The organism is Caldovatus aquaticus (assembly GCF_019458025.1).
Lineage (GTDB): Bacteria > Pseudomonadota > Alphaproteobacteria > Acetobacterales > Acetobacteraceae > Caldovatus > Caldovatus aquaticus.
The window spans coordinates 62291-85884 of sequence record NZ_JAHZUY010000001.1; the positions used below are offsets into that span (position 1 = coordinate 62291).

Annotated in this window: 21 protein-coding genes; 10 read left to right on the forward strand and 11 right to left on the reverse strand. The window is 75.8% G+C overall.

The features are described 5' to 3' along the window. The first annotated feature begins 389 nt into the window (after positions 1 to 389). A complete protein-coding gene (locus K1J50_RS00270; protein ID WP_220115429.1) occupies positions 390 to 1283 on the forward strand; it encodes an NAD(P)-dependent oxidoreductase in 894 nt (297 codons plus the stop codon). A 9-nt stretch (positions 1284 to 1292) separates the two neighbouring features. Here K1J50_RS00270 and K1J50_RS00275 read toward each other — a convergent pair whose 3' ends face one another. Beyond that, on the reverse strand, positions 1293 to 2012 hold the full coding sequence (locus tag K1J50_RS00275) for a DUF1028 domain-containing protein (RefSeq protein ID WP_220115430.1): 720 nt from the start codon (positions 2010 to 2012) through the stop codon (positions 1293 to 1295). Between the two features lie 112 nt (positions 2013 to 2124). Between K1J50_RS00275 and K1J50_RS00280 the strand changes: the two genes are divergently transcribed. Next, positions 2125 to 3114: a Bug family tripartite tricarboxylate transporter substrate binding protein gene (locus K1J50_RS00280; protein ID WP_220115431.1), complete on the forward strand. Its 990-nt coding sequence runs from the start codon at positions 2125 to 2127 to the stop codon at positions 3112 to 3114. Positions 3115 to 3129: 15 nt separating this feature from the next. On the opposite strand, the gene K1J50_RS00285 is transcribed toward K1J50_RS00280, so the two are convergent. The 5 genes from K1J50_RS00285 to K1J50_RS00305 form a co-directional block, all read right to left on the reverse strand. Then, a complete protein-coding gene (locus tag K1J50_RS00285; RefSeq protein WP_220115432.1) occupies positions 3130 to 3846 on the reverse strand; it encodes a haloacid dehalogenase type II in 717 nt (238 codons plus the stop codon). Positions 3847 to 3851: 5 nt separating this feature from the next. Further along, complete coding sequence (locus K1J50_RS00290; protein ID WP_220115433.1) at positions 3852 to 4739, reverse strand: isocitrate lyase/PEP mutase family protein; 888 nt, start codon at positions 4737 to 4739, stop codon at positions 3852 to 3854. 61 nt (positions 4740 to 4800) lie between these two features. After that, on the reverse strand, positions 4801 to 5784 hold the full coding sequence (locus K1J50_RS00295) for a Bug family tripartite tricarboxylate transporter substrate binding protein (protein ID WP_220115434.1): 984 nt from the start codon (positions 5782 to 5784) through the stop codon (positions 4801 to 4803). A 54-nt stretch (positions 5785 to 5838) separates the two neighbouring features. Then, entirely contained in the window at positions 5839 to 6753 is a 915-nt protein-coding gene (locus K1J50_RS00300; RefSeq protein WP_220115435.1) for a fumarylacetoacetate hydrolase family protein, read from the reverse strand. After that, the gene (locus tag K1J50_RS00305; protein ID WP_220115436.1) at positions 6750 to 7634 is read right to left on the reverse strand and encodes a TauD/TfdA dioxygenase family protein; all 885 of its coding nucleotides are present in this window, start codon (positions 7632 to 7634) and stop codon (positions 6750 to 6752) included. Before K1J50_RS00305 ends, K1J50_RS00300 begins: the two co-directional genes overlap by 4 nt. A 135-nt stretch (positions 7635 to 7769) precedes the next feature. Here K1J50_RS00305 and K1J50_RS00310 point away from each other — a divergent pair, with 135 nt between their 5' ends. The 3 genes from K1J50_RS00310 (at position 7770) to K1J50_RS00320 (ending at position 10502) form a co-directional block, all read left to right on the forward strand. Further along, complete coding sequence (locus K1J50_RS00310) at positions 7770 to 9041, forward strand: NAD(P)/FAD-dependent oxidoreductase (RefSeq protein WP_220115437.1); 1272 nt, start codon at positions 7770 to 7772, stop codon at positions 9039 to 9041. Positions 9042 to 9192: 151 nt separating this feature from the next. Further along, positions 9193 to 9693, forward strand: a complete 501-nt coding sequence (locus tag K1J50_RS00315; RefSeq protein ID WP_220115438.1) for a GlcG/HbpS family heme-binding protein — start codon at positions 9193 to 9195, stop codon at positions 9691 to 9693. Beyond that, the gene (locus K1J50_RS00320; protein ID WP_220115439.1) at positions 9690 to 10502 is read left to right on the forward strand and encodes an SDR family NAD(P)-dependent oxidoreductase; all 813 of its coding nucleotides are present in this window, start codon (positions 9690 to 9692) and stop codon (positions 10500 to 10502) included. Before K1J50_RS00315 ends, K1J50_RS00320 begins: the two co-directional genes overlap by 4 nt. 205 nt (positions 10503 to 10707) lie before the next feature. Here K1J50_RS00320 and K1J50_RS00325 read toward each other — a convergent pair whose 3' ends face one another. Continuing rightward, the gene (locus K1J50_RS00325; RefSeq protein WP_220115440.1) at positions 10708 to 11808 is read right to left on the reverse strand and encodes an LLM class flavin-dependent oxidoreductase; all 1101 of its coding nucleotides are present in this window, start codon (positions 11806 to 11808) and stop codon (positions 10708 to 10710) included. 157 nt (positions 11809 to 11965) lie between these two features. Here K1J50_RS00325 and K1J50_RS00330 point away from each other — a divergent pair, with 157 nt between their 5' ends. Further along, entirely contained in the window at positions 11966 to 12718 is a 753-nt protein-coding gene (locus K1J50_RS00330) for an SDR family oxidoreductase (protein WP_220115441.1), read from the forward strand. A 220-nt stretch (positions 12719 to 12938) separates the two neighbouring features. On the opposite strand, the gene K1J50_RS00335 is transcribed toward K1J50_RS00330, so the two are convergent. Further along, positions 12939 to 14273 carry an aspartate aminotransferase family protein gene (locus K1J50_RS00335; RefSeq protein ID WP_220115442.1) on the reverse strand — a complete coding sequence of 445 codons (1335 nt, stop codon included), beginning with the start codon at positions 14271 to 14273 and terminating at the stop codon, positions 12939 to 12941. A 187-nt stretch (positions 14274 to 14460) separates the two neighbouring features. Here K1J50_RS00335 and K1J50_RS00340 point away from each other — a divergent pair, with 187 nt between their 5' ends. The 4 genes from K1J50_RS00340 to K1J50_RS00355 all read left to right on the forward strand — a co-directional run bounded on the left by K1J50_RS00340 (position 14461) and on the right by K1J50_RS00355 (position 19698). Next, positions 14461 to 16062 carry a L,D-transpeptidase family protein gene (locus K1J50_RS00340; protein WP_220115443.1) on the forward strand — a complete coding sequence of 534 codons (1602 nt, stop codon included), beginning with the start codon at positions 14461 to 14463 and terminating at the stop codon, positions 16060 to 16062. Between the two features lie 47 nt (positions 16063 to 16109). Further along, positions 16110 to 16655 (forward strand): DUF882 domain-containing protein, encoded by a 546-nt coding sequence (locus K1J50_RS00345; protein ID WP_369413493.1) that lies wholly within the window; start codon positions 16110 to 16112, stop codon positions 16653 to 16655. Positions 16656 to 16945: 290 nt separating this feature from the next. Continuing rightward, a complete protein-coding gene (gene ppsA / locus K1J50_RS00350; protein ID WP_220115445.1) occupies positions 16946 to 19408 on the forward strand; it encodes a phosphoenolpyruvate synthase in 2463 nt (820 codons plus the stop codon). Further along, positions 19405 to 19698, forward strand: a complete 294-nt coding sequence (locus tag K1J50_RS00355; protein WP_220115446.1) for a hypothetical protein — start codon at positions 19405 to 19407, stop codon at positions 19696 to 19698. Before ppsA ends, K1J50_RS00355 begins: the two co-directional genes overlap by 4 nt. Before the next feature lie 66 nt (positions 19699 to 19764). On the opposite strand, the gene K1J50_RS00360 is transcribed toward K1J50_RS00355, so the two are convergent. From K1J50_RS00360 to K1J50_RS00370, 3 genes are all read right to left on the reverse strand, one after another. Beyond that, a complete protein-coding gene (locus K1J50_RS00360) occupies positions 19765 to 20229 on the reverse strand; it encodes a DUF2267 domain-containing protein (protein ID WP_220115447.1) in 465 nt (154 codons plus the stop codon). A gap of 44 nt (positions 20230 to 20273) precedes the next feature. Further along, positions 20274 to 20999 carry a BON domain-containing protein gene (locus K1J50_RS00365; RefSeq protein ID WP_220115448.1) on the reverse strand — a complete coding sequence of 242 codons (726 nt, stop codon included), beginning with the start codon at positions 20997 to 20999 and terminating at the stop codon, positions 20274 to 20276. Positions 21000 to 21163: 164 nt separating this feature from the next. Next, positions 21164 to 23590, reverse strand: a complete 2427-nt coding sequence (locus tag K1J50_RS00370; protein ID WP_220115449.1) for a recombinase — start codon at positions 23588 to 23590, stop codon at positions 21164 to 21166. Positions 23591 to 23594 lie beyond the last annotated feature (4 nt).

A 23594-nucleotide genomic window follows, 5' to 3' on the forward strand; every position in this document is an offset into this window, starting at 1 on the left:
AGCCGTTCGCCGGCCACCGCCGGCACGCCGGCGGGGAAGCTGCATCATCGGGCCTTCCTCCCCTCCTCCCGGCGCGATGCTAGTCGGCGGCGGCGCCGGGTCCAGTCGCGGCGTCTCGCCGCCGCACCGGCCCGTCCTGCTCGCCTTCGTGCCGGGGGGCGTTGCCGATCCCGCCATGGCCTCCCGCGCCGCGAGCGACGACATGCGCCTCGCCAGCCGCGTGCGCCCCCTGGGCCAGCCGGCCCGTCCCGATGCTGCCGCTGCGCGCGGCGACCGGCGCCCGCCAAGGTCCGTGCGCCCTGGCCGCGTGCGGACGAGCCCGGTCCGGGCGCCTTGCCAACCGCGCCGCGGCGGCCGACGATCGGCAGCGGACGGAGGAGAGGAAGGCAATGGGTCCGATCGGCTTCATCGGCCTCGGCATGATGGGCCTGCCGATGGCGCGCTCGCTGCTCGCCAAGGGTCATCGGCTGCTCGCCTGCGACGCCGCCGAGGCGGCACGCGCCGCGCTGCGCGACGGCGCGCCGGCGGGGCGGCTGGAATTCGCGCCCACCCCCGCCGCCGTCGCCGCCGGTGCCGACATCGTCGTGCTGATGCTGCCGACCAGCGCCGTGGTGGCGCAGGTGATGGAGGGCGCGGACGGCCTGCTCGGCGCGCTACGGCCCGGCGCGCTGGTGATCGACATGGGCTCCTCGATCCCGGCCGAGACGCGCCGCCTCGCCGCGCTCGCCGCCGCGCGCGGCGCGGCGCTGATCGACGCGCCGGTCTCGGGCAGCGTGACCAAGGCGCGCGCCGGCACGCTCGCCATCATGGTCGGCGGCGACGACGCCGCCTTCGCCAGGGCCGAGCCGGTGCTGCGCGGCATGGGCGAGACGCTGATCCGCTGCGGCCCGGTCGGCAGCGGCCACGCGATGAAGGCGCTCAACAACTACGTCTATGCCGCCGGGCTGCTCGCCCTGTGCGAGGCGCTGCAGATGGGGGCGCGGCTCGGCCTCGACCTCGGCGTCCTCACCGACGTGATGAATGCCTCCTCCGGCCGCAACGTCGCCACCGAGACCAAGGCGAAGCAGGAGATCCTCTCCGGCCGCTACGCCGGCGGCTTCCAGCTCGGCCTGATGGCCAAGGACCTGGAGACGGCGGGCGCGATCGCCGAGGAGACCGGCTTCGACGCCCGCGCCCTCACGCTCTGCCGCGCGCTCTGGCGCGAGGCCGTGACGGCGCTCGGGCCGCGGGCGGACAACACGGAGATCCACCGCTTCCTCGGCGGCGCCGCGGACGCGGGCTGAGCCGCGGCGTCACCGCCGGAAGCGCAGGTCGAGTCCGCGCGCGATCCACTCCGCCTCGATCTTGTCGAGGTCGGTCTCGCCCGACGGGTTCGCCTTGCACGGCGCGCGCGCGAGCCCCGGTTCGCGCACCTGCCGCCACAGCCCGAGCAGGCGGCGCAGCTCCGCGAGCGGCTCCGGGTGGTCGTCCACCCGGAGGTCGAGGTCGGGGAAGTCCTCGGTGGTCGTCATCACCATCGCCGCCGACTGCCTGCCGCGCCGGTCCCCGCCCGCCTCCTGGCCGGCGTCGAGCGCGGCGAGCAGCCGCTCGGGCAGCGGCAGGTCGGTGCGCGCGGCGAAGGTGGCGAAGGTCGCCTCCAGCACCGCCGGGCCCGCCAGCATGTTGCCGGCGACGCTGAACCCCTCGCCCGTCCGCTCGCCGCACCAGGGGACGCAGTTCGCGCCGGTGAAGGCCGCGGCGCGGCCGTGGCGGTCCACGCAGTGCACCTGGCGGATGCCGCGCCCGGCGTCGCCGGCGAGCGCCCCCTCGATCGCCGCCGCCGGCGGCAGGCCGCGCGCGAGCGCGTCGAGGATCGCGGGTCCCAGATAGCGGTTGGTGAAGGACTGGGTCGAGCCGGCGCCGACCCCGGCGCGCACGAAGGGACAGCTCGCCCCGACCGCGAGGTTGCAGGTGGTGACGGCAACGGCGAAGGCGCCGCTCGCCGGGTCGTGCGCGACGATGGACCAGGTCATGGCAACGCTCCCGAATCCCCTTCCGCCCCCAGCCTCGCACGGCCGGGGCGGTTGCGCATCCCGCCGGCCAGTGCCATGAGCGGGCCGACAGGCTTGCGGGAGACGGAACGCCATGCCGACGCATCCCTCGCGCCGCGCCCTCCTCGCCGGCGCCGGCGCCGCCCTCGCCCTCGGCCCGCGCGGCGCGCGCGCCCAGGGGTCCTGGCCGGACCGGCCGGTCAGGCTGATCGTGCCCTTCGGACCCGGCGGGGCGGTGGACACCCTCTCGCGCATCGTCGCCAACGCCTTCCCGGCGCATGCCGGCGGCCAGAACCTGGTGGTGGAGAACCGCGGCGGCGCCGGCGGCACCATCGCCGGCGCCTTCGTCGCCCAGGCGCGGCCGGACGGCGCCACGCTGATGATGGCCGACGTCGGGGCGAACGCGATCGGCAAGCTGCTGCAGCCGGGCCTGATCTACGACCCTCCCACCGCCTTCACCCCGATCATCCATCTCGTCAACCTGCCGATCGTCATCATCGTGCGCGCCGATTCCCCGGTGCGCACGCTCGCCGACCTGCTCGAGCGCGCGCGCGCCCGTCCGGACGGCCTGCCCTACGCCTCGCCCGGGGTGGGGCACGTGACGCATCTCGCGCCCGAGCTGCTCGCCCGGCTCGCCGGGGTGAAGCTCAGCGCCGTGCACTACCGCAGCGGCGCCGACGTGATCCGCAGCCTGCTCGCGGGCGAGACCGAGTTCACCTTCCCCTCCGTCTCCACCGCGCTGCCCTTCATCCGCGAGGGCAAGGTGCGCCCGATCGCGCTCGGCACGCCGCGGCCGGTGCCGGCGCTGCCGGAGGTGCCGGCGGTGGCGGCGATGTTCCCCGGCTTCGAGGCGATGACCTGGCACGGCATCGTCGGCCCGGCCGGCATGGACCCGGCGCTGGTGCAGCAGATCCATCGCGTCTTCCACGCCATCATCACCGCGCCCGAGGTGAAGTCGGCGGTGGAGACGCGCCAGGCCGCCGAGGTGGTGGCGAGCACGCCGCAGCAATTCGCGGCGTTGATCGCGGGCGACGTGGCGAAGTGGGGGCCGGTGATCCGCGAGGGCAACATCCGCGCCGAGTGAGCGGTGCGGCGCGCCTCAGCAGCCGAGCCGCGCGGCGAGGTCCTCGAAGTCGCGCGCGATCACGTCCCACGCCTCCGCCGGCGCGAGGTCGCTGGTCTGCCCCGGCCCGTGCTCGCGCGGGCGGGGGACGAAGGCGGTGCGCAGCCCGCAGGCGCGCGCCGCCTTGAGGTCGCCGTTGTGCGCCGCGACCAGCGCCACCTGCCCGGGCGCGAGGCCGAGGATGTCGGCGGTGCGCAGGTAGGCTTCCGGCTGCGGCTTGTAGGCCTGCGCCACCTCGGCGCCGAGGATCGCATCCCAGGGCAGCCCCGCGCGCTTGGCCATGTTCAGCAGCAGCGCGACGTTGCCGTTGGAGAGCGGGGCGATGACGTAACGCGCCTTGAGGCGCGTCAGCCCGGGCACCACGTCCGGCCAGGGATCGAGGCGGTGCCAGGCGCGGTTCAGCGCGTCGAGCTCCGCCTCGGCGATCCCCGCCGGGTCGAGGCCGTGCGCGCGCAGCACCGCCTCCAGGTTCTCGCGGTGCAGGACGTCGAGGCGGGTGAAGGGCCGCCGCCCGCTGCGGCATTCCTCCATCGCCGGCTGGTAGCGCGCCCGCCAGGCGTCGGCGAAGGCGCGCGGGTCGAGGTCCGCGCGCCCGTGCCGCGCGAGGAAGGGCGCGGCCTCGCGCGCGATCCCCTCGCGCCAGTCCACCACGGTGCCGAACACGTCGAACACCAGCGCGCGCACGCCCTCCATCGCCGTCACTCCGCTGCCTGCCCGGGCTGTGCCCAGCGCCGCTCGAACGCCCACACCTCGGGAAAGCCCATCAGCTCGCACATGCGGGCGAAGCCGTAGGACATCTCCGGCGGCAGCCCGCTGGAATCGCCGTGCGCCTTGAGGTGCGCATAGGCCCGCTCCAGCGCCGCCGCCGCCGCCAGGAAGCCGAGCGCGGGGTAGATCGCGATCGCGTAGCCGATCTCGGCGAGCCGCCTCGCGGGCAGGATCGGCGTGCGCCCGCCCTCGACGCAGTTGGCGAGCAGCGGCCAGCGCGCGCCGAGCTGCCGGCCGATCTCGACCATTTCCGCCTCGCTCTCCGGGCTCTCGATGAAGACGACGTCGGCCCCCGCCTCCCCGTAGAGGCGCCCGCGCCGGATCGCCTCCTCGAGGCCGAGCGAGGTGCGCGCGTCGGTGCGGGCGACGATCAGGAAGTCGGGGCTCCGCCGCGCCTCGGCCGCGACCCGGATCTTCAGCACCATCTCCTCGGCCGGGATCACGCGACGGCCCGGCGTGTGGCCGCACTTCTTCGGCACCTCCTGGTCCTCGATCTGGATGCCGGCGATGCCCGCCGCCTCGTAGCCGCGCACCGTCTCGCGCACGTTGAGCAGCCCGCCGTAGCCGGTGTCGGCGTCGGCGATCAGCGGCGTGCGGCAGCCCTGCGCGATGCGCCCCATGCGGCCGAGCATGTCGGTGTAGGTGGCGAGCCCCGCGTCCGGCAGGCCGAGATGGGAGGCGACGACGCCGAAGCCGGTGCCGTAGAGGCAGGCGAAGCCCATGCCGTCCGCGATCCTGGCGGAGATCATGTCGTACACGCCGGGGGCGACGATGAAGCGCCGCTCGGCGAGGGCGCGGCGCAGGGCGGGATCGGGCATGGCAGGGTCTCCGTTCGGCGGGGCGGCGGCGCCGGCCGCGGCGGCCGGCGCCCCGCCCGGCTCAGTCTATGGTCGCGCCGGAGATGCGGATGATCGGCGTCCAGCGCTCGATCTCGGCGGCGATGAACTCCCGCGTCTTCTCCGGCGTGTAGCCGAGGGTGATCACGTTGCCGAGCTGCAGCAGCCGCTCGCGCACCGCGGGCGTCTGCAGCGCCGCCTGGATCTGCTCGTAGAGGAACTGCCGGATCGGCAGCGGCGTACCGAGCGGCGCCGACCACGGCGTCCAGGTGCTGGCGACGAACTCGGGCAGCCCGGCCTCCGCCGAGGTCGGCAGGTCGGGCAGCATCGGCGAGCGTTCGGGCGTCGAGACGAACAGGCCGCGCACCGTGCCGCCGCGGATGTGGCTCTCGAGGAAGGAGATCGTGTCGAGCTGGAACGCGACGCGTCCCGCGGCCAGGTCGGAGAACGCCGCCGCCGAGCCGCGATAGGGGATGTGGTTGGCCCGCACCCCCATCAGGTGCAGCATCATCACCGCCGCGATGTGCCCGGTCGAGCCGTTGCCCGCGGAACCGAAGTCGTAGCGCCCCGGATTGGCGGCGAGCAGCGCGCGGAACTCGGCGAAGTCGCGGGCCGGCACGCTCGGGTGCACGGCGAGGACCAGCGGCGAGAGGCTGTTGATGGTGATGTGGTCGAAATGCGTCAGCGGGTGCACCGGCAGGTTGCGGTAGAGCCCCGGCGTCAGCCCGTGCGTCCCGAGCGCGCCGACCAGCAGCGTGTAGCCGTCGGGCGCCGCCCGCGCCACGGTCTCGAGCGCGACGATGCCGCCGCCCGAGGGCCGGTTCTCGACCACGAACTGCTGCCCGGTCTGCGCCGACAGCGCCTGGCCGATCAGCCGCGCGTTCATGTCGGCGTTGCCGCCGGCGGCGAAGGCGACGACGATGCGCACCGGCCGGTTCGGATAGTCGCTGCCCGGCGCCCGCGGCTGCGCCGCCGCCACGCCGGCCGAGAACAGCAGCGCGCCGAGCGCCGCGATCCACGCCTTCATCGGTTCCCTCCTCCCCCAGTCGCGCGGGCGGCACGCCCGGCCGCCCGGTCGCGCTTATCCGATCGTGTGCTCCAGCACGCCGACGCGCTCGACCTCGAGGCGCAGGCGGTCGCCCGCGCGCAGCCAGCGCGGCGGGTCGCGGAAGGCGCCGGAGCCCGCCGGGGTGCCGGTGGCGATCAGGTCGCCCGGCTCGAGCGTCATGTAGCGGCTGAGATAGGCGATCAGCCGGGGCACGGGGAAGATCATGTCCGCCGTGTTCCCCTCCTGCACCAGCTCGCCGTTCAGCCAGCAGCGCACCGCGAGCCGCCACGGCTCGCCCACCTCGTCCGGCGTGGCGAGCCAGGGCCCGATCGGGCAGAACCCGTCCAGCCCCTTGGCGAAGGAGGTCTGCGGCGGGCTGACGTCGAACTGGAATTCGCGCGCGCTGACGTCGTTCAGCACCACGTAGCCGGCAACGTGCTCGAGCGCCGCATGCTCCGGCACGTCGCGCGCCGCGCGGCCGATGACGACGCCGAGCTCCGCCTCGTAGTCGGGCTTCGTCACCGCCTTCGGGATGCGCACGACGGCGCCCGGCCCGGCCACCGCCGAGGGGGGCTTGAGGAAGATGCGCGGCGCCGCCTGCGCGGGACCGCCCACCTCCTTCGCGTGCTCGGCGTAGTTGCGCCCGACGCCGAGGATCTTGCCGGGGCGGAGCGGCGCCAGCAGCTCGACCTCCGCGAGCGGGATGCGCAGCGCCGCGTTCTCCGGCCGCGCCGCGAAGGCGAGCGCGCGCGCCGCGGCGAGCATCGCCGCCTCGTCGGCGACCAGCGCCGCCATCTCGGCCGGGATCGCGGCGGCGCGGTCCGGCTCCCCCGCCGCCCGCAGCGCCGCGGCGAGCGCCGGCCGCAGCTCGGCCACCGCCTCCGTCCCGACCATCCCGCCCAGCGACGGCGCGCCGCCCCCGCGGCGGCGGAAGGTGACGAGCCTCATGCCGCGAGCGCCGCGTAGTCGAGGGTCGCCATCACCTGCACGCGATGGATCAGCCGCGGCTCGTCCGGCCCGTAGTCGGGCACCGCGTTGTGGATCGTGCCGATGTTGTCCCACATCAGGACGTCGCCCTCCGTCCAGCGGTGCGAGTAGAGGTACTTCTCCTGCGCCTGGTGGCGGAAAAGGAATTCGAGCATCGCCGCGCTCTCCACCGGGTCGAGGCCCTCGATCCGCACCGCGTAGCCGACGTTGCAGTAGAGCACCCGCCGCCCGGTGATCGGGTGCAGGCGGAAGATCGGCTGCGGCACCGGGGGCTTCTTCGCCCGCTGCTCCGGCGTCAGCGGCCCGCGGATCGAGCCCGGGCGCTGCCGCGCCATGTCCCAGAACTTGGCGAAGTCGTGGATCGCGACCTTGCCCTCCAGCCGCGCCTTCACCTCCGCCGGCAGGTCGTCGTAGGCCGCGTGCATGTTGCGGAACTGCGTGTCGCCGAGCGGGCGGCCGTCGCGGACCGGCACGCGCTTCGCGTGCAGCACGTTGGCGAGCGCGATCTCCCTCGAGTAGCTCATGTCGGTGTGCCAGCCCTGGCCGGCGTCGCCGAGCCCGATCGGCTTCCCGCTCTCGTCCCGGATGTTGGAGAGGATCATCACCTCCGGATGCCCCGGCGCGTGGAACCCGCCGGCGGCGACGTTCACCTCGAGCTCGCCGAAGCGGCGGCCGAAGGCGGCGAGCTGCGCCGGCGCTAGGTCCTGGCCCGGGAAGCACAGCACGCCGTGCGTGCCGAGCGCGCGCAGCAGCGTGCGGAACGTCGCATCGTCCAGGGGCCGGCGCAGGTCCACCCCCTCCACGCGCGCGCCCAGGCCGGCGTTGTTCGGCGTGATCCGCATCGTCGCTCCCTCCGCGCCGCACAGTGTGGCGCCGCCGCCGCCGCCGTCAACGCCGCCGCCCGAGGGCGGGCTTCCGCCGCCGCCTGCGGCGCGCCATCCTGCCGCGGAAGGGAAGCGCAAGGGGATCGCGCCCGCATGGACACCGCGCCTCGGCACGAGGAACGGCCGCGCGTCGCCGTGATCGGCGCCGGCGTCGTCGGCCTCTGCGTCGCCTGGCACCTCGCGCGCCGCGGCGCCCGGGTGACGGTGCTGGACGGCGCGGAACCCGGCAGCGGCGCCTCCTCCGGCAACGCCGGCGCGATCAGCGCCGGCTCGGTCGCGCCGCTCGCCATGCCGGGCGTGCTGCGGCAGGTGCCGGGGATGCTGCTCGACCCCGCCGGCGCCCTGCACGTCCCGCCGGGCTACTGGCCGCGCGCCGCGCCGTGGCTGCTGCGCTTCGTCGCCGCCGCCCGGCCGGCGCGCGTCGAGGCCATCGCCCGGGCGCTCGCCGGCCTGCTGTCCGGCGCCATGGAGCGCCACCGCGAGATCCTCGCCGCCGAGGGCGCGCTCGACCTGCTGCGCGCGGACGGCCAGCTCTACCTCTACCGCGACGAGGCGCACTACGCGAAGGACGCCGCGGCCTGGGCGCTGCGCCGCCGCCACGGCCTGCGCATCGAGGTCCTGCGCGGCCACGGCGCGATCCGCGCGCTGGAGCCCGAGGTCTCGCCAACCTACACGCTCGGCCTGTTCCTCCCCGACCAGGGCCATTCGACGAACCCGCTGCGGCAGGCGCAGGCCGTCGCGGCGGGGGTGCGGCGCATGGGCGGGGAGATCCACCGCCGCGCCGCGCGCGCCATCGCCACCGCCGGTGGGCGCGTCATCGGCGTCGAGCTCGCGGGCGGCCGCATCGAGGCCGACGCGGTGGTGCTCGCCGCCGGCGCCTTCTCGGCGCGCCTGCTGCGTCCGCTCGGCGTGCGCGTGCCGCTCGAGACGCAGCGCGGCTACCACGTGATGGTCCCCGAGCCCGGCCTGCGCCTCTCCCGCCCCGTCGTCCCGGCCGACCGCAAGGTGTTCCTCACGCCGATGGAGGGCGGGCTGCGCGTCGCCGGCACGGTGGAGTTCGGCGGCCTCGACCGCCCGCCGAGCGAGCGCCGCGCCGCGCTCCTGCTCGACGATCTGCGCCGCGTGTTCCCGCACGCCCGCACCGAGGGCGTGCGCGGCTTCTGGATGGGCCATCGCCCCTGCCTGCCGGACAGCCTGCCGGTGCTCGGCCCGGTGCGGCGCTGGCCCGGCCTCTGGTGCGCCTTCGGCCACGGCCATCTCGGCCTCACCGGCTCGGCCCCGACCGGCGCCGCGCTCGCCGCGGCGCTCCTGGGCGAGCGGCCGAACCTCGACCTCGCGCCCTTCGCGCCGGAGCGGTTCGGCTGACGGCGGCGCCGGTCGGCCCGCGCCTTCCGGCCGGGCCCGCCGGCCGTCCGCCCCGCGCCGCCTTCGCGCTTCCGGACCGCGGCCGGCCGGCGTAGCGTCACCGCTGCGGATGCGGCCGCCCGCACGCGGCAGCCCGCGGGAGGGAACGAGGATGACGCCACGCCGGGCCTTCGCATCGGCCACCGCGCTCGCGCTCGCGCTCGCCGCGGCGCCCGCGCTTGCCCAGCCCGCCGGGCCGCCGCAATACGGCGCCCCGATCGGCCTGGAGGCGGCGCGGCGCGCCATGGCCGCGGCGGAGGCCGAGGCCATGCGCAACAACTGGCCGGTGGCGATCGCCATCGTGGACAGCGGCGGCCATCTCGTCATGCTGCACCGCCTCGACAGCACGCAGATCGGCTCGATCCGCATCGCCGAGGGCAAGGCGCGCACGGCGCTGGAGTTCCGCCGCCCGACCAAGGCGCTCGAGGACGTCGTCGCCGGCGGCGGCGCCGGGCTGCGCCTGCTCGCCGTCGAGGGATTGACCCCGCTCGAGGGCGGCGTGCCGATCGAGATCGGCGGACGGATCGTCGGCGCGATCGGCGTCTCGGGCGTGCTGTCCGCGCAGGACGCGCAGGTGGCGCGCGCCGGCGCCGCCGCGGCCGCCGGGCCATGACGCCCGTCTCCCCCGGCCCCGACGCGACCGAGGGCCGCGGCCGCGTCGCGGTGGTGATCGGCGGCGCCAACGGGATCGGCGCCGCGACCGCGCGGCTGATGGCGGCGCGCGGCTGGCGCGTCGCCCTCGCCGATTGCGACGCCGCCGCGGGCGGGGCGCTCGCCGCCGCGCTCGCCGCTCCCTTCTTCGCGCTCGACGTCACCGACCGCGCCGCCGTCGCGGCGCTGCCGGCCCGGGTCGAGGCCGCGCTCGGCCCGGCCGCGGCGCTGGTCGTCTCCGCCGGCGCCTTCCAGCGCAACCTCCGCGTCGAGGAGGAGGATCCGGCGGAGCTCGACCGCATCCTCGCCGTCAACGTCAAGGGCACGTGGTGCGCCAACCGCGCCTTCGGGCCCGGCATGGCGCGCCGCCGCGCCGGCAGCATCGTCAACCTCGCCTCGACCGCCGCCTCGCTCGCCACGCCGCTCTCGATCTACGGCCCGTCGAAATCGGCGATCGTCGGCATGACGCGCAGCTTCGCCGGCGAATGGGGGCGCGCCGGGGTGCGCGTCAACGCCGTCTCGCCGGGGATCACCCTGGTCGAGCGCGTGCGCGCGCGCCTGCGGAGCGAGCCCGGCCGCTACGGCGCCGACCCGGCGCAGACCACCGCGCTCGGCCGCCTGGTCGCGCCGGAGGAGGTCGCCGAGGCCATCGCCTTCCTCTGCTCCGACCGCGCCTCCGCCATCACCGGCATCGACCTCACCGTGGACTGCGGCTGGGGGGTGAGCGCCGGATGGGCGATGTACGGCGGCGTGCGCCCGCCGCCCGCCTAGCGGGTCGTGGACGGCGGAAAACGGCCGGGAGCGGCAATCCGCTCGTCAGGCAACCTGCGAGAGCCGGCGCCGCACGCACCGCCCGGCGAACCCGCGCCCGCGCGGATCGCGGAGGGCGGGAGGCCGCCGGACGCGCGAACCCGCCCGCCGGAGCGAGCCGCAGCCGTCGCCGCCCGGGGCCGCCGCCCGCCGCGCCCCCGGCCGCTCAGGTGCGCGCCGGCGCGGGCGTGTCGAGGGACGTGAGCTTCGGCAGCACCTCCTCGGCCAGCAGGCCGAGCGAGGTCCGCCACGCCTCCGGATTCTCGGCGTAGTCGAAGCCGAACACCAGCAGCACGCCGAAGCCGCCCACCTCCTCGTGGATGCGCGCGAGCTTCTCCGCCGCCGTCGCCGGCGAGCCCACCAGCCAGTTGTGGCGCGCGCAGTACTCCACCGTCACCTCGGAGTCCGCCACCTCCGGGCTGTGCTTGAGGTATTCGAGGAAGCCGAAATTGGCGAGCAGGGGGAGGAAGTACTCGCGCATCATCCGCCCCATCATGCCGCCGACCGAGAGGCGCCAGGCCTCGGCGTCGGTCTCGGCGACGAACACCTCGCGCACCAGGCGCCAGTCGCGCCGGTCGGGCGTGCGCCCGGCGCGCCGCGCCCCGGCCTCGACCGACTCCCAGTGGCTGCCGACATAGGCCGGGTTGAGGTTGAGGCTCATCGGCAGGAAACCGCGCTCGCCGGCGAGCTTGAGCGTGTCGGAGTTCTTCGACAGCCCGGCGACGCCGATCGGCGGATGCGGCTTCTGCAGCGGCCGGATGTGCGGCTTGAGGAAGCCGAACATCGTCTCCGGCGCGCTCACCTTCCAGAACTTCCCGTCGTGCGTGAAGGGCGCCTCCTCGGTCCAGAGGCGGAGGATGATGTCGAGCGCCTCGCGCGTCATCTCGCGGTTCACGCCCGACATGCCGTCCACGTGGAACATCGCCCAGTCGCTGGGGAGGCCGGAGGCGGCGACGCCGAAATTCAGCCGCCCCTCCGAGAGGTGGTCGAGCATCGCCACCCGGTTCGCGAGCTCCGCCGGGTGGTGGTAGGGCAGCAGGAAGCCGCCCGGGCCGAGGCGGATGCGCTGCGTCTCCTGGAGCGCCTGCGCGACCAGGAGATCGGGCGCCGGGTGCGGCTCCCAGGGCGCGGTGTGGTGCTCGCCGATCCAGGCCTCGGCGTAGCCGAGATCGTCGAGCCAGCGCAGCACCTGGAGGTCCCAGTCGTGGCCCGCCTTCAGGCCGCGCTCGGGCGGGTGCGAGGGCATCGCGAAATAGCCGAGCTGCATGGTCGCTCCCTCCGGTGTGCCGGTCCCCCGGCGGCATTCTCGCGCCCGGCCGCAGCGCGGCGCAACCGCAACGTGGCGCCGCTCCCGCGGCCGGGTTCCGCGCCGCTCCGCCCGTGCTAGGCTGCCCGGCATCGGCGATGCGAGGCGGGAGGAAGCGATGGCGGCAAGGCGCGTGCTGTTCGTCACCGGCGGGGGGCGCGGCATCGGCGCGGCGGTGGCGCGCCTCGCCGCCGCGCGCGGCTACGACCTCTGCCTCACCTATCGCAGCGAGGCGGCGCGCGCCGAGGCGACCGCCGAGGCCTGCCGCGCCGCCGGCGCCGCCGTGCTGCTCGAGCGCGCCGACATGGCGGAGGAGGCCGAGGTCGCGCGCGTCTTCGCCGCGCTCGACGCCCGCTTCGGCCGGCTCGACGCGCTGGTGAACAACGCCGGCACGGCGGGCACGGTCGGCACGCTGCTCGACACGCCGCTCGCGACCTGGGAGGCGGTGTTCCGCCTCAACGTCCTCGGCCTCGTCGCCTGCACGCGCGAGGCGGTGCGGCGGATGTCCACGCGGCGCGGCGGGCGCGGCGGCGCGATCGTCAACGTCTCCTCCCGCGCCGCGGCCCTCGGCGGCGCCGGCGAGTGGATCCACTACGCGGCGAGCAAGGGCGCGACCGATACCATCACCATCGGCCTCGCGCGCGAGGTCGCCGCCGAGGGGATCCGCGTCAACGCCGTCAGCCCCGGCCTGATCGAGACCGAGCTGCACGCCCGCGCCGGCCTGCCCGACCGCGTCGCGCGCCTTGCCCCCGGCGTGCCGCTCGGCCGTCCCGGCACGCCGGAGGAGGTGGCGGAGGCGGTGCTCTGGCTGCTCTCCGACGCCGCGCGCTACATCACCGGCGCGATCCTGCCGGTCAGCGGCGGGCGCTAGAGCGGATCGCGGACGGCGGGAAACAGCCGGGAGCGCGGATCCGCCCGGCAGACGACGCGCCGGAGCCGTTGCCGCGCGCAGAGCCGGGCGGAAACGCCTCGGGGGGCCGATGGCGGGCGGCCGGCACCGGCCGGGGAGCGGGAATCACCTGCGGGCGATGGCCGGAGCCGCCGCGGCGCGCGCGGCCGGGCGGAAGCGGCTCGGGCGCGGGCGCCGGCCCTCAGGCGTCCGGCAGCAGCGGCCGCCGCGCGGCGACGAACTCCTCCACCGCCGCCACGTAGCGGTCGCAATCGGCCTCCGTCACCGGCAGGCTGAGCGCCGTCATGCCGCGCCGCGCGAGATAGATGCCCGCCTCCAGCATGTCGAGGAAGAACAGCTCGCGCAGCCCGGCCTCCGCCGGCGTCTCGGCATAGGGCCGCGTCACCGGCCCGCGGCGGAAGTGCACCGCCATCATGCTGCCGGCCCCGGTGAAGTGCATCGCGGTGCCGGCGCGCGCGCAGGCGGCGTTCAGGCGCTCGCGCAGCGCCTCGCCGCGCGCGAACAGCGCCTCCGCCTCCGCCGCGCCGAAGATCTCGCCCATCGCCACGCAGCCCGCGGCCATGGAGAGGACGTTGTTGTTGAAGGTGCCGGCATGGGGCAGCGCGCCCGGCCGGTGGCCGTCGAACACCGCCATCACCTCCGCCCGCCCGCCGAAGGCGCCGAAGCTCATCCCGCCGGCGATGTACTTGCCGAGCGTCGTCAGGTCCGGGATCACGCCGGTGCGCTGCTGCAGCCCGCCCGGCCCGTGGCGGCTGGTCATCACCTCGTCGAAGACGAGCAGCGCCCCGGTCTCGCGCGTCGCCGCGCGCAGTGCCGGCAGGAACTCCGGCCGCGCCGGGATGCAGCCGCCGGAGCCGAGCATCGGCTCCACCAGCACCGCGGCCAGCTCCTCGCCTGCCTGGCGGATCGCCGCCGCCGCGCCCTCCGCGTCGTTGTAGTCGGCGAAGAGCAGCGGCACCGGCAGCGACACCGCGCTCGACCCGCCCACGGGGAAGGTCAGCACCCCGCCGTGGTAGCCGCCGCGCATCACCATCACCGTCTGCCGCCCGGTGAAGGCCCGCGCCGCGGCGAGCGCCATGATGTTCGCCTCGGTCCCCGAATTGGTGAAGCGCACCAGCTCGACGGAGGGGAAGCGCCCGACGATCAGCGCCGCGAGCCGCCCCTCGTTCTCCCCCACCGCGGCGAGGTTGATCCCCCGCTCCAGCGCCTCCCGCACCGCCGCCAGGATGCGCGGGTCGGAATGGCCGAACAGCCCGGCCGTGTACTCGCCGCAGAGGTCGAGGTACTCGTGCCCGTCCACGTCCCACAGGCGGCAGCCCTCGCCGCGCGCCATGGCGGTGGGAAAGGGCGTGTAGAACAGCACGGTGCGGGTGTTGCCCCCGGGCATCACCGCGCGCGCCCGGGCGTGGATCGCCGCGCTCCTCGGCCGCGCCGCCGCGTAGCGCGCCCGCGCCTCCGCCAGGGCGGCGTCGAGATCGCTGTTGCGTGCGGGGGCCGGGACGTCGGGCGGGCTCATGCGGACCGGTCTCCTCGGGGCGGGCTGCGTCGGTCGAGCGTCCCCCCGTCCCCCTGCCGCGTCAACGCCCGCCCGCGCGGCACCGCCCCGGGCGATGCGCGGAGTCCGTGCAACGGCGCAAGAATTTCCCGCTGCCTCCTTGCGTAACGATTTGCGCCCGGCGCCGGACGCGACTATTGCTTTTCCCGTGAAGCTTCGGAGCCTCCTGCCGCTTCTTGCCGTCGCGCTGGCCGGATCGGTCGCCGCGCCGCCGCCGACGCTCGCCGGTTCCGCCCCGCCGGCCTCGCAGATCGTTCCGACCGCCGAGCCGCACGCCGGCCGGGAGGCCCTGCTGCGCCTGCGGGACCGGCTGCAGAGGCTGGAGGAGGACGGCCTCGACCCGGCCCACTACGACATCCCGCCCGCGGCCCTCGCCGCTTCCGACCCGGAGGGCTTCCACGCCGCCCTTCTCCGCGCCGCCGCCGCGGCGCTCGAGGATCTGCTGCACGGGCGGGTGCGCGATCCGCTCCCCGGCCGCGCCGACCTGCAGCGGGACCCGGCCGCCCATCCCCTCGCCCCCTGGCTCGCCGAGCTGGCCACCGCCGCCGAGCCCGCCGCGGTGATCGAGCGGGCCGCGACCCTGCACCCCGACGCTCCGGCGCTGAGGCGCGCGCTCGCCCGGCTGCGCGCCCGCGCCGCCGCCGGCGGCTATCCCGTGATCCCGCCGCTCGCCGGCCCCGGCGACACGATCGAGCCGGGCAGCGCCGATCCGCGCCGCATTCCCCTCCTGCGCGCCCGGCTCGGCCTCGAGGAGCCGGCCCTGGTTGCCGGCGCCCGCGCCGCCGACCCGCACTACGACGGCGCCCTGGTCGCGGCGGTGAAGCGCTTCCAGGCCGCCGAGGGGCTCGAGCCCGACGGGCGCATCGGCCGCCTCACCCTGGAGGCGCTCAACCGGCCGATCGAGGCGCGCATCCGCCAGCTCCGCGTTGCCCTCGACATGCGTCGCGGCCTGGCCCCGCCCCCGGCCGGACGCCGCATCGAGGTCAACGTCCCCGACTACCGCCTGCGCCTGATCGGGGAGGACGGCCGCGTCGCGCTCGAGATGGCGGTCGTCGTCGGCCGCCGCACGCGCCCCACGCCGATGCTGCGCGCCCAGCTCACCGCGGTGATGTTCAACCCGCCCTGGGGCGTGCCGCAGCGCAACGCGCGCGAGGACCTGCTCCCCCGCCTGCGCCGCGACCCGCGGGCGGTGATGGAGAAGGGCTTCCGCATCTTCGCCTACCGCGACGGCGAGCGGGTCGAGATCGACCCCACCACGGTCAACTGGCACGCCGTCAGCGCCGAGCGCTTCCCCTACGTGATCCGCCAGGACGCGGGCGACGCCAACGCCCTCGGCCGGATCAAGTTCATCATGCCGAACAGCGAGGACATCTTCCTGCACGACACGCCGGAGCGGCACCTGTTCCGGCGCGCCGACCGCGCCTTCTCCTCCGGCTGCATCCGGCTCGAGCGTCCCATGGAGTTGCTCGAGGCCGCGCTCTCGGGTACCCCGGGCTGGGACCGCGCCCGGGCCGAGCGCGCGATCGCCGCGCGCAGCACGAGCGTCGTGCAGCTCGCGCGCGGCATCCCGGTGCTCCTGCATTACACCACCGTGACCGTAGAGGAGGGGGACGGAGTGCGTGTGAGACCCGACATCTACGGCCTCGACGAGGCCTATGCCCGCGCCCTGGACGCGCCCCACCCGAGCCGGCGGCAGGTGGCTGCCGCCGGCTCCGGCGGACCGACGGCGATCCCGGCGTCGGGGCGCTAGGGATGCGATGGCGTCCTGAACCCGCCTGCCCCTGCTGTGGCGGAGAGGTGGCCGGCCGGCGCGCGGCGCTCCGCGCCGCGATCGGCGGCCTCGCCTGCGCCGCGGCGTTCCTGGCGGGAGGCGCGCCGGCCGCTCTCGCCGCCTCCGGCGCGGCCCGCGCCGTCAGCGTGCGCCGCGTGCAGACCGGCGACTCCTTCGCCGGCGTCTACTGGCGCGACGGCCAGTACGACCGCGAGGCGCTGCGCCGGCTCGACTGGGTGTTCCGCGACCCGGCGCTCGACGAGGCGACACCGATGGACCCCCGGCTGTTCGACGTGCTGCACCTCCTCGCGCAGCGCATGGAGAGCACCGAGGCGTTCGAGGTGATCAGCGGCTACCGCGCGCCGGAGACCAACGCGAGCCGCGCCTTGCGCTCGCGCCGGGTCAGCCGCGTCAGCCTGCACATGTCCGGCATGGCCGCGGATGTCCGCCTGCCGGGCCGCGACTCGCTCGGCCTCGCGCGGCTCGCGGCCGAGCTGCAGGTCGGCGGCGTCGGGCTCTACCGGCGCGACGGCTTCGTGCATCTCGACTGCGGGCCGGCGCGCCGCTGGTAGGCCGGGCACGGGCCCGGCGCCGGCGCCGCAGGCCGTTTCCGCCCGGCCCGGTCCGGCCGGGCGTCTCGCGGCCGCGGGCGGACCGGGGCGGGCCCGGCGCGTCTCCTTCCCCGCCCGTCCGGCGCCGCATGTCCTGACCTGGATCAAGGACGGAGCGCGACCACTCCTCTAGCGCTGGCAGTGCGTCGCCCCGTGGAGCGCGCGGCGGGCGGCGCCGCGGCCGCGGGCGGCGTTCCTGCGCCGCGAGGCCGGCCGGGCACCGCCCCGGCCGGGCGCCGAGGGAGGACCCGATGCCGCCGGACGACCGCTACGTGGCGTGGTTCGAGACCCTGGGCATCGCCGACGTGCCGCGCGTCGGCGGCAAGAACGCCTCGCTCGGCGAGATGATGCGGTCGCTCGCCGCACAGGGCGTGCGCGTCCCGCCCGGCTTCGCCACCACCGCTGCCGTCTACCGCGCCTTCGTCGCGGCGAACGGGCTGGAGCCGGAGATCCGCGCCCGCCTCGCCGCGCTGCAGGAGGGCCGCGCCACGCTGCAGGAAACCGGCGAGGCGATCCGCCGCCTGTTCCTCGAGAGCGGCTTTCCGCCCGACCTCGCGGACGCGATCCGCGCCGCCTACCGCGACCTCGGCGCGCGCCGGGGGGTGGAGGCGCCGGCGGTCGCGGTGCGCAGCAGCGCCACCGCCGAGGACCTGCCGACCGCGAGCTTCGCCGGCCAGCAGGAGACCTTCCTCAACGTCCGCGGCGAGGCGGCGCTGCTCGACGCCTGCCGGCGCTGCTTCGCCTCGCTCTTCACCGACCGCGCGATCAGCTACCGCGAGGCGCAGGGCTTCGACCACCTGCAGGTCGCGCTCTCCGTCGGGGTGCAGGCGATGGTGCGCGCCGACCTCGCCGGGGCGGGCGTGATCTTCACCCTCGACACCGAGACCGGCTTTCCCGGCGTCGTCGTGATCACCGCCGCCTGGGGCCTCGGCGAGACGGTGGTGCAGGGCCTGGTCGAGCCGGACCGGATCCTGGTCTTCAAGCCGCTGCTCGACGAGCCGGCGCGCACGCCGATCATCGAGAAGACGCGCGGCGCCAAGGAGCGCAAGCTGGTCACGGCGACCGGCGGCAGCGCCCCGACCGCGCTCGTCGAGACGACGCAGCGCGAGCGGCTCTCCTTCGTGCTGCAGGACGCCGAGGCGCTGCAGCTCGCGCGCTGGGCGGTCGCGGTGGAGCGCCACTACGGCCGGCCGATGGACCTCGAATGGGCCAAGGACGGCGAAACCGGCGAGCTGTTCATCCTCCAGGCCAGGCCGGAGACGGTGCAGGCGCGGCGCGCGGCAAGCGGCACGCTGCGCGTCTGGCGCCTCAGCGACCGCCGCGCCCGCCCGCTGCTGCGCGGCGCCGCGGTGGGAGAGGGGATCGCCGCCGCCGAGGCCTGCGTGCTGCGGAGCGTGGAGGAGATCGGCCGTTTCCGCGACGGCGCCATCCTGGTGACCGAGGCGACCGACCCGGATTGGGTGCCGGTCATGCGGCGCGCCGCCGGGATCGTCACCGACCATGGCGGCCCGACCAGCCACGCCGCGATCGTCAGCCGCGAGCTCGGCGTCCCGGCGGTGGTCGGCACCCGCCAGGCGACGGCGCTGCTGCGCGACGGGCAGCCGATCACCCTCTCCTGCGCCGAGGGCGACCAGGGCCTGGTCTACGACGGCCGGCTCGCGTTCACGGTGACGGAGCTCGATCTCCGCGACCTGCCGAGGACCCGCACGGCGATCATGCTCAACCTCGCCAACCCCGCCGCGGCGCTGCGCTGGTGGCGCCTGCCGGCGGCGGGCGTCGGCCTTGCGCGCATGGAGTTCATCATCAACAACCATGTCCGCATCCACCCGATGGCGCTGGTGCGCTTCGCGGAGGTCGCGGACCCCGAGGCGCGGCGGCAGATCGAGGAGCTGACGCGCGGCTACCCCGACAAGGCCGAGTACTTCGTCGAGCATCTGGCGCGCGGGATCGCCAAGCTCGCCGCGCCGTTCCACCCGAACCCGGTGATCGTCCGCCTCTCCGACTTCAAGAGCAACGAGTACGCGCATCTGATCGGCGGCGCGGCGTTCGAGCCGGCGGAGGAGAACCCGATGCTCGGGCTGCGCGGCGCCTCGCGCTACTACAGCGCGCGCTACCGCGACGGCTTCGCGCTCGAGTGCCGCGCCATCCGCCGCGTGCGCGAGGAGATCGGCCTCGCCAACGTCGTCGTTATGGTCCCCTTCTGCCGCACGCCGGCCGAGGCCGACCGGGTGCTGGCGGAGATGGCGCGGCACGGCCTGGTGCGCGGGCAGGCGGGGCTCGAGGTCTACGTGATGTGCGAGATCCCCTCGAACGTGATCCTCGCCGAGGAGTTCGCCGCCCGCTTCGACGGCTTCTCCATCGGCTCGAACGACCTCACCCAGCTCGTGCTCGGGGTGGACCGGGATTCGGCCGAGCTCGCCCACCTCTTCGACGAGCGCGACGAGGCGGTCAGGCGCATGATCGCCGACGTCATCCGGCGCGCCCACGCCTCGGGCGTCAAGGTCGGCATCTGCGGCGAGGCGCCGAGCAACCATCCGGAGTTCGCCGAGTTCCTGGTCGAGCAGGGGATCGATTCGATCTCCCTCAACCCGGACAGCTTCGTGCGGACGCTGCGGCACGTCGCCGCGGCCGAGGCCCGCCTGGCGCGGACGGCCGAGGCGGCCGCGGGCGACGCGCCGCGGCGCGAGGGCGCGCAGGAGGGGAGGACACCGTGAGCGGAGCGACGGTGCTGTCCGAGATCGCCGCCGAGCGGACACGGCAGGACGCGCAATGGGGCGGTCCGGCCCACGACGACACCATGCCTCTTGACGAGTTCGTCGCGCTGATCCGCGACTACGCGGGCTGGGCGCGGGTGAAGGCGCGCGAGGGCTCGATGGTCGAGGCGCGGCAGCGGCTGATCCAGGTGGCGGCGCTCGCGGTCGCCGCGGTCGAGAGCCTCGACCGTCGCGGCACCGGGCGGCCGGCGGTGGTGCCGCGCCGGAGCGCGGGGATGGACTGGGAGTGAGGGGCGCCGCCGGCCGCGCCGGCGCCCCGGCCCTCCGGCGCGGCCGTCCGGGCGCCGCCCGCGCGCTCAGGCGCCCGCTCCGCCCCTGGGCGCCGCCGCCCGCTCTCCCTTCCGCCAGAACTCGCGGATCTCGCCCGGCAGCGCCTCCGCCACCTTGTGCACCTGGCCGGGGTCCACGTGATGCGCGAGCGTCCGCAGCACCGCGAGCGTGGCGTCGCGCACGTCCATCGGCCGCGTGCCGCGCAGGCCCTCCGCCACCCGCTGCAGGAACTCGTCGAGCGAGCGCAGCTTCTCCGGCTGCCGGGCGACGTGCCACTGGTCGTAGTAGAGCCCGCGCACCAAGAGCGGCAGCTGCGCGCCGAGGTGCACGGCGAGCTCGAGCGGCAGCCGGTCGCGCAGCGCGTGCAGCACGGCGCCGAGCGCGTGCCACGCGGCGTGCCGGTCCGGCCCGATCGTCTTCATGATCTCGTCGAGCCAGATGTTGGTCGTCTGCACCGTCCGGTCGAACACTTCAAGCCCGGTGGCCGCCATGATCCTGTCTCCCTTGCGTTGTCAGCGGTGCCCCGCCGTCGCCCTCACGGCCGCACCTCGAGCCGGTTGACCACCCCGTCCACGCCGAACACGGCCCAGGCGTCGTCCTCCGCCATGTGCCGCTGGTCCTCGCTGGGCACGAAGCCCTCCAGCGTGACGACGCCGCGGTGCGTCGTGACCGCGATGCTCTCGGCGGCGAGCAGCGGGTCCTTCTCCAGCACCTGCCGCACGGCGTCGGTGATCGCCTCGTCGCTGTCCACATCGGGCGGGTTGACGCCGAGCCCGTTGACCACGTCGCGGCTGCCCGGCACCCACCACGCGAGCACGCCGGCCATGCGCTTCTGGCCGAGTCCGGCGACCTCGCCGTCGAGCGTCACCACGCCGTCCTCCACCGAGATCACGATCTCGCCATGCGGGTCGGGAGGCTCGCGCACCGTCTCGATCCCGTCCTTGGTCCGCACGCGCAGCGTGCAGTCGGCGAGCACGATCTCCTCGAGCAGCGCGTCGCGCACCGCGTCGCGGATCGCGCCGTCGCCCATCGGCGTCGCCGGCCGCACGCGCAGCCGGTCCACGATGCCCGTCACGCCGGGAACGCGGGCGGCCGCCTCCAGGGCGAGCTTCTTGCCGGCGAGGCGGTCCACCTCGCCCTCCATCGCCAGCGCGCCGTCCGGCGCGAAGGAGAGACGGATCGGCCCGGCCGTCGGGCGGATCCGCGGATCGCTGCGCAGCGCCTTGCGCACCTGCTCGAGGATGTCGTGCTCGCCGGTCATCCCGCTCGTCCTTCTGCGCCGCGCCCCGCCCCGGCCGCCAGCCGCGCCCGGGCGCGCCTGCCTCTCCCTTCCTGCCGCAGCGGCACGCCTTCGGCCTTGACCTGGATCAGTCCCGGCCTCCTCGCGCCGTCACGCATTGCGGAGCGTCCTCCGCCGGTACGCCCTCAGGTCGGGCAGATGCCTTCGGCGCAGCGGAGCTGCGCCATGTCCACCGCCTCATGCAGGCCGGGGTCGCGGATGCGGGCGAGCAGCGCGGCGAAGCGCTCCTCGTCCACCTCCTCCTCGGGCAGGTACTCGTAGCCGAGGGTCGCGTCCTCGGGCCGCACCGGCAGCACGGTGCAGGCGCGCACGTGCGGCTGGTGGCGCAGCAGGATGCGCCGGAAGCCCGCGAGGTCGAGGCCGCCGTCGGTGCGCAGCTTCATGGTGTAGCTCACCTGGTTGCCGCGCTCCTCCCCGATCCAGTGGCGCTCGAGCAGCCCGATCCAGCGATACTGCTCCTCGGCGCTGGCCTCGGTCGCGGTGACGAGGCGCGCGCCCATGCCGAGGCGCACCGCCATCGGCAGGGTGGGAAAGCCGACGATGCTCATGCCGGGCGCGTCGCGCAGCGCCCGCACCGGGTAGCCGCGCTGCTCGTACTCGGCGAGCAGCGGATCGGACCCCGGCGCCCAGCGGCCGTCCGGCCCGCGCGTGCCGCGGAACTGCACCCAGCGCAGGTACTGCCGCCTGGCCGGCAGGTGCGCGCCCTCGCTCAGCCCGAACAGCTTGGAGGTGGTGCCGGCCGGCTTGACCGTGGTGACGGTGACCGGCGGCGCCATGCCGAGCGATTCCGCATAGGCCAGCGCCTCCTGCTTCGCCGCCGCGGAGAGCCGCGCGAGCATCGCCCAGAACGGCGCCCCCCGTCCCGTCTCGTCGAGCAGGTCGCGGAAGCCCAGGCCGAAGCGCAGCCAGGCCCATTCGTGCAGGCCGGTCGGGCCGATGCCGATGCGGTTGGTGCGCCGCACCTCCTCCGCGTAGAGCGCGTCCATGCGGTTGACGCGGATCAGGAACCGCACGCCGAGCCGGACCGCATCCTCCACCCGCGCATCCCACAGCGCCGCGGTGTCCGGATCGGGCGCGCCCGGCGTCACCTGCTCGAACGGAACCGGGCAGGCGAGCAGCGGCGCGAAGTCGGCCACCACGCAGTAGCCGCCCATGACGTGCAGCACGACCTCGCCGCACGGATTGGTCGTGACCGGGAAGCGCGCGCGGGAAGCGCGGCGCGAAAGCTCGGCGAGCAGGCCGACCGCCGCGTCGGCCCGGTAGCGCGCGCTGCGGACGTCGCCGCCGTCCTCGCGGACGGGCCGCGCCCGGGCGAAGCCGGTGCGATGGTCCTCGAGGAGATCGGCGTTGAGGAATCCCGGCTCGCCGTTGATCCAGGCGCAGCGCGTCGCCTCCTCGAACAGCGTCAGCGCGTGCCGCGTCCAGGGATCGTCGAGCCCGCGCCGCGCCTGCCCGTCCCGCACCCGCTCCCAGAACTCGCGGTCCACCATCAGGGAGTGGTTGGCGGTCCAGAGGCCGCCCTGCGCCTTCAGGCGCACGAAGCGCAGCGCGCCGGGATCGCGCCAGCTCTTGGTCGCCATGCGCGCCGCGCGCCGCGCCCCGCCGCCCTGCACCTCGACCGAGAGGTAGTGGTCGGCGAGCAGCGCCTGCTCCCAGGGCTGCAGCGCCTCGCCCGCCGGGTCGCGCGCGCGCGCCGGCGCGATGACGTGGCGGCGCAGGTTCCACAGGCCGCGCAGCAGCGACAGCGGCCCCGGCGCGGGCCGCCCCTGCATGCCGCGGATCGGCGCGCCGCGCGGACGGATCGCGGAGAGGTCGAGCACCAGCGTCCGATGCCGCTCGCGGCGGAACGTCATCGCCTCGAGCAGCTCGACCGCCTTCGCCCATCCCTCCCGGCTGTCCTCGACCTCGTGCAGCACGGCATCCGGCGGCGGCGGCGCCGCGTCGGCGCCGGTGAGGGCGGCGAGCTCCCGCCACAGGCGCTCCTCGGCCGCCGCATCGAGGGCCGCCGGGGCGGGAAGCAGGCCGAACTCGGCCGCGAACTGGCGCAGCTCCGCAGGCCCGCGCGGATAGTCGGGATGCGCGGGCGAGAGCCGGAACCGCAGCTCCGGCGCCTCGGCCCAGTCGAGCGCCACCAGCTCGTCGTCGTAGGCGCGGCCGACGCCGGCGCCGTGCAGCAGCAGGTAGAAGCAGGTGAAGCTGGCGATCGCCGTGGCGCAGTTGACGAACACCTCCATCGGGCGGCGGGGCTGCGTCGCGTCGCCGTGCTGGAGATGCCGCCCCGAGGTGAGCAGCGCGCCGGTCGCGATCGCGTTGCGCAGCCGCGCGCGCTCGGCCTGTTCCGCCGCGGTCGGCGGGTGGCCGAGCAGCGCCATGTTCCCCTCGGCCACCCGATCGGCCACGCGGCCGAAGTCCTCCGCGTCCTCGGGCCGGAACAGGGTGCGGCGCGCGACCGCGAGCCCCATGCCGCGATCGAACGGCCGGGCCGGCAGCGGCGCCTCGCCGAAGGCCGTGCCGGGCACCCGCTCCGGGGGATCGCCGCTCCGATCCGCCATGCCC

What these genes read in the sequence shown, in the direction of transcription:
- K1J50_RS00270 (WP_220115429.1), top strand. Translation starts at nt 390, where the DNA reads ATGGGTCCGATCGGCTTCATCGGCCTCGGCATGATGGGCCTGCCGATG.
- K1J50_RS00275 (WP_220115430.1), bottom strand. Translation starts at nt 2,012, where the DNA reads ATGACCTGGTCCATCGTCGCGCACGACCCGGCGAGCGGCGCCTTCGCC.
- K1J50_RS00280 (WP_220115431.1), top strand. Translation starts at nt 2,125, where the DNA reads ATGCCGACGCATCCCTCGCGCCGCGCCCTCCTCGCCGGCGCCGGCGCC.
- K1J50_RS00285 (WP_220115432.1), bottom strand. Translation starts at nt 3,846, where the DNA reads ATGGAGGGCGTGCGCGCGCTGGTGTTCGACGTGTTCGGCACCGTGGTG.
- K1J50_RS00290 (WP_220115433.1), bottom strand. Translation starts at nt 4,739, where the DNA reads ATGCCCGATCCCGCCCTGCGCCGCGCCCTCGCCGAGCGGCGCTTCATC.
- K1J50_RS00295 (WP_220115434.1), bottom strand. Translation starts at nt 5,784, where the DNA reads ATGAAGGCGTGGATCGCGGCGCTCGGCGCGCTGCTGTTCTCGGCCGGC.
- K1J50_RS00300 (WP_220115435.1), bottom strand. Translation starts at nt 6,753, where the DNA reads ATGAGGCTCGTCACCTTCCGCCGCCGCGGGGGCGGCGCGCCGTCGCTG.
- K1J50_RS00305 (WP_220115436.1), bottom strand. Translation starts at nt 7,634, where the DNA reads ATGCGGATCACGCCGAACAACGCCGGCCTGGGCGCGCGCGTGGAGGGG.
- K1J50_RS00310 (WP_220115437.1), top strand. Translation starts at nt 7,770, where the DNA reads ATGGACACCGCGCCTCGGCACGAGGAACGGCCGCGCGTCGCCGTGATC.
- K1J50_RS00315 (WP_220115438.1), top strand. Translation starts at nt 9,193, where the DNA reads ATGACGCCACGCCGGGCCTTCGCATCGGCCACCGCGCTCGCGCTCGCG.
- K1J50_RS00320 (WP_220115439.1), top strand. Translation starts at nt 9,690, where the DNA reads ATGACGCCCGTCTCCCCCGGCCCCGACGCGACCGAGGGCCGCGGCCGC.
- K1J50_RS00325 (WP_220115440.1), bottom strand. Translation starts at nt 11,808, where the DNA reads ATGCAGCTCGGCTATTTCGCGATGCCCTCGCACCCGCCCGAGCGCGGC.
- K1J50_RS00330 (WP_220115441.1), top strand. Translation starts at nt 11,966, where the DNA reads ATGGCGGCAAGGCGCGTGCTGTTCGTCACCGGCGGGGGGCGCGGCATC.
- K1J50_RS00335 (WP_220115442.1), bottom strand. Translation starts at nt 14,273, where the DNA reads ATGAGCCCGCCCGACGTCCCGGCCCCCGCACGCAACAGCGATCTCGAC.
- ppsA (WP_220115445.1), top strand. Translation starts at nt 16,946, where the DNA reads ATGCCGCCGGACGACCGCTACGTGGCGTGGTTCGAGACCCTGGGCATC.
- K1J50_RS00360 (WP_220115447.1), bottom strand. Translation starts at nt 20,229, where the DNA reads ATGGCGGCCACCGGGCTTGAAGTGTTCGACCGGACGGTGCAGACGACC.
- K1J50_RS00365 (WP_220115448.1), bottom strand. Translation starts at nt 20,999, where the DNA reads ATGACCGGCGAGCACGACATCCTCGAGCAGGTGCGCAAGGCGCTGCGC.
- K1J50_RS00370 (WP_220115449.1), bottom strand. Translation starts at nt 23,590, where the DNA reads ATGGCGGATCGGAGCGGCGATCCCCCGGAGCGGGTGCCCGGCACGGCC.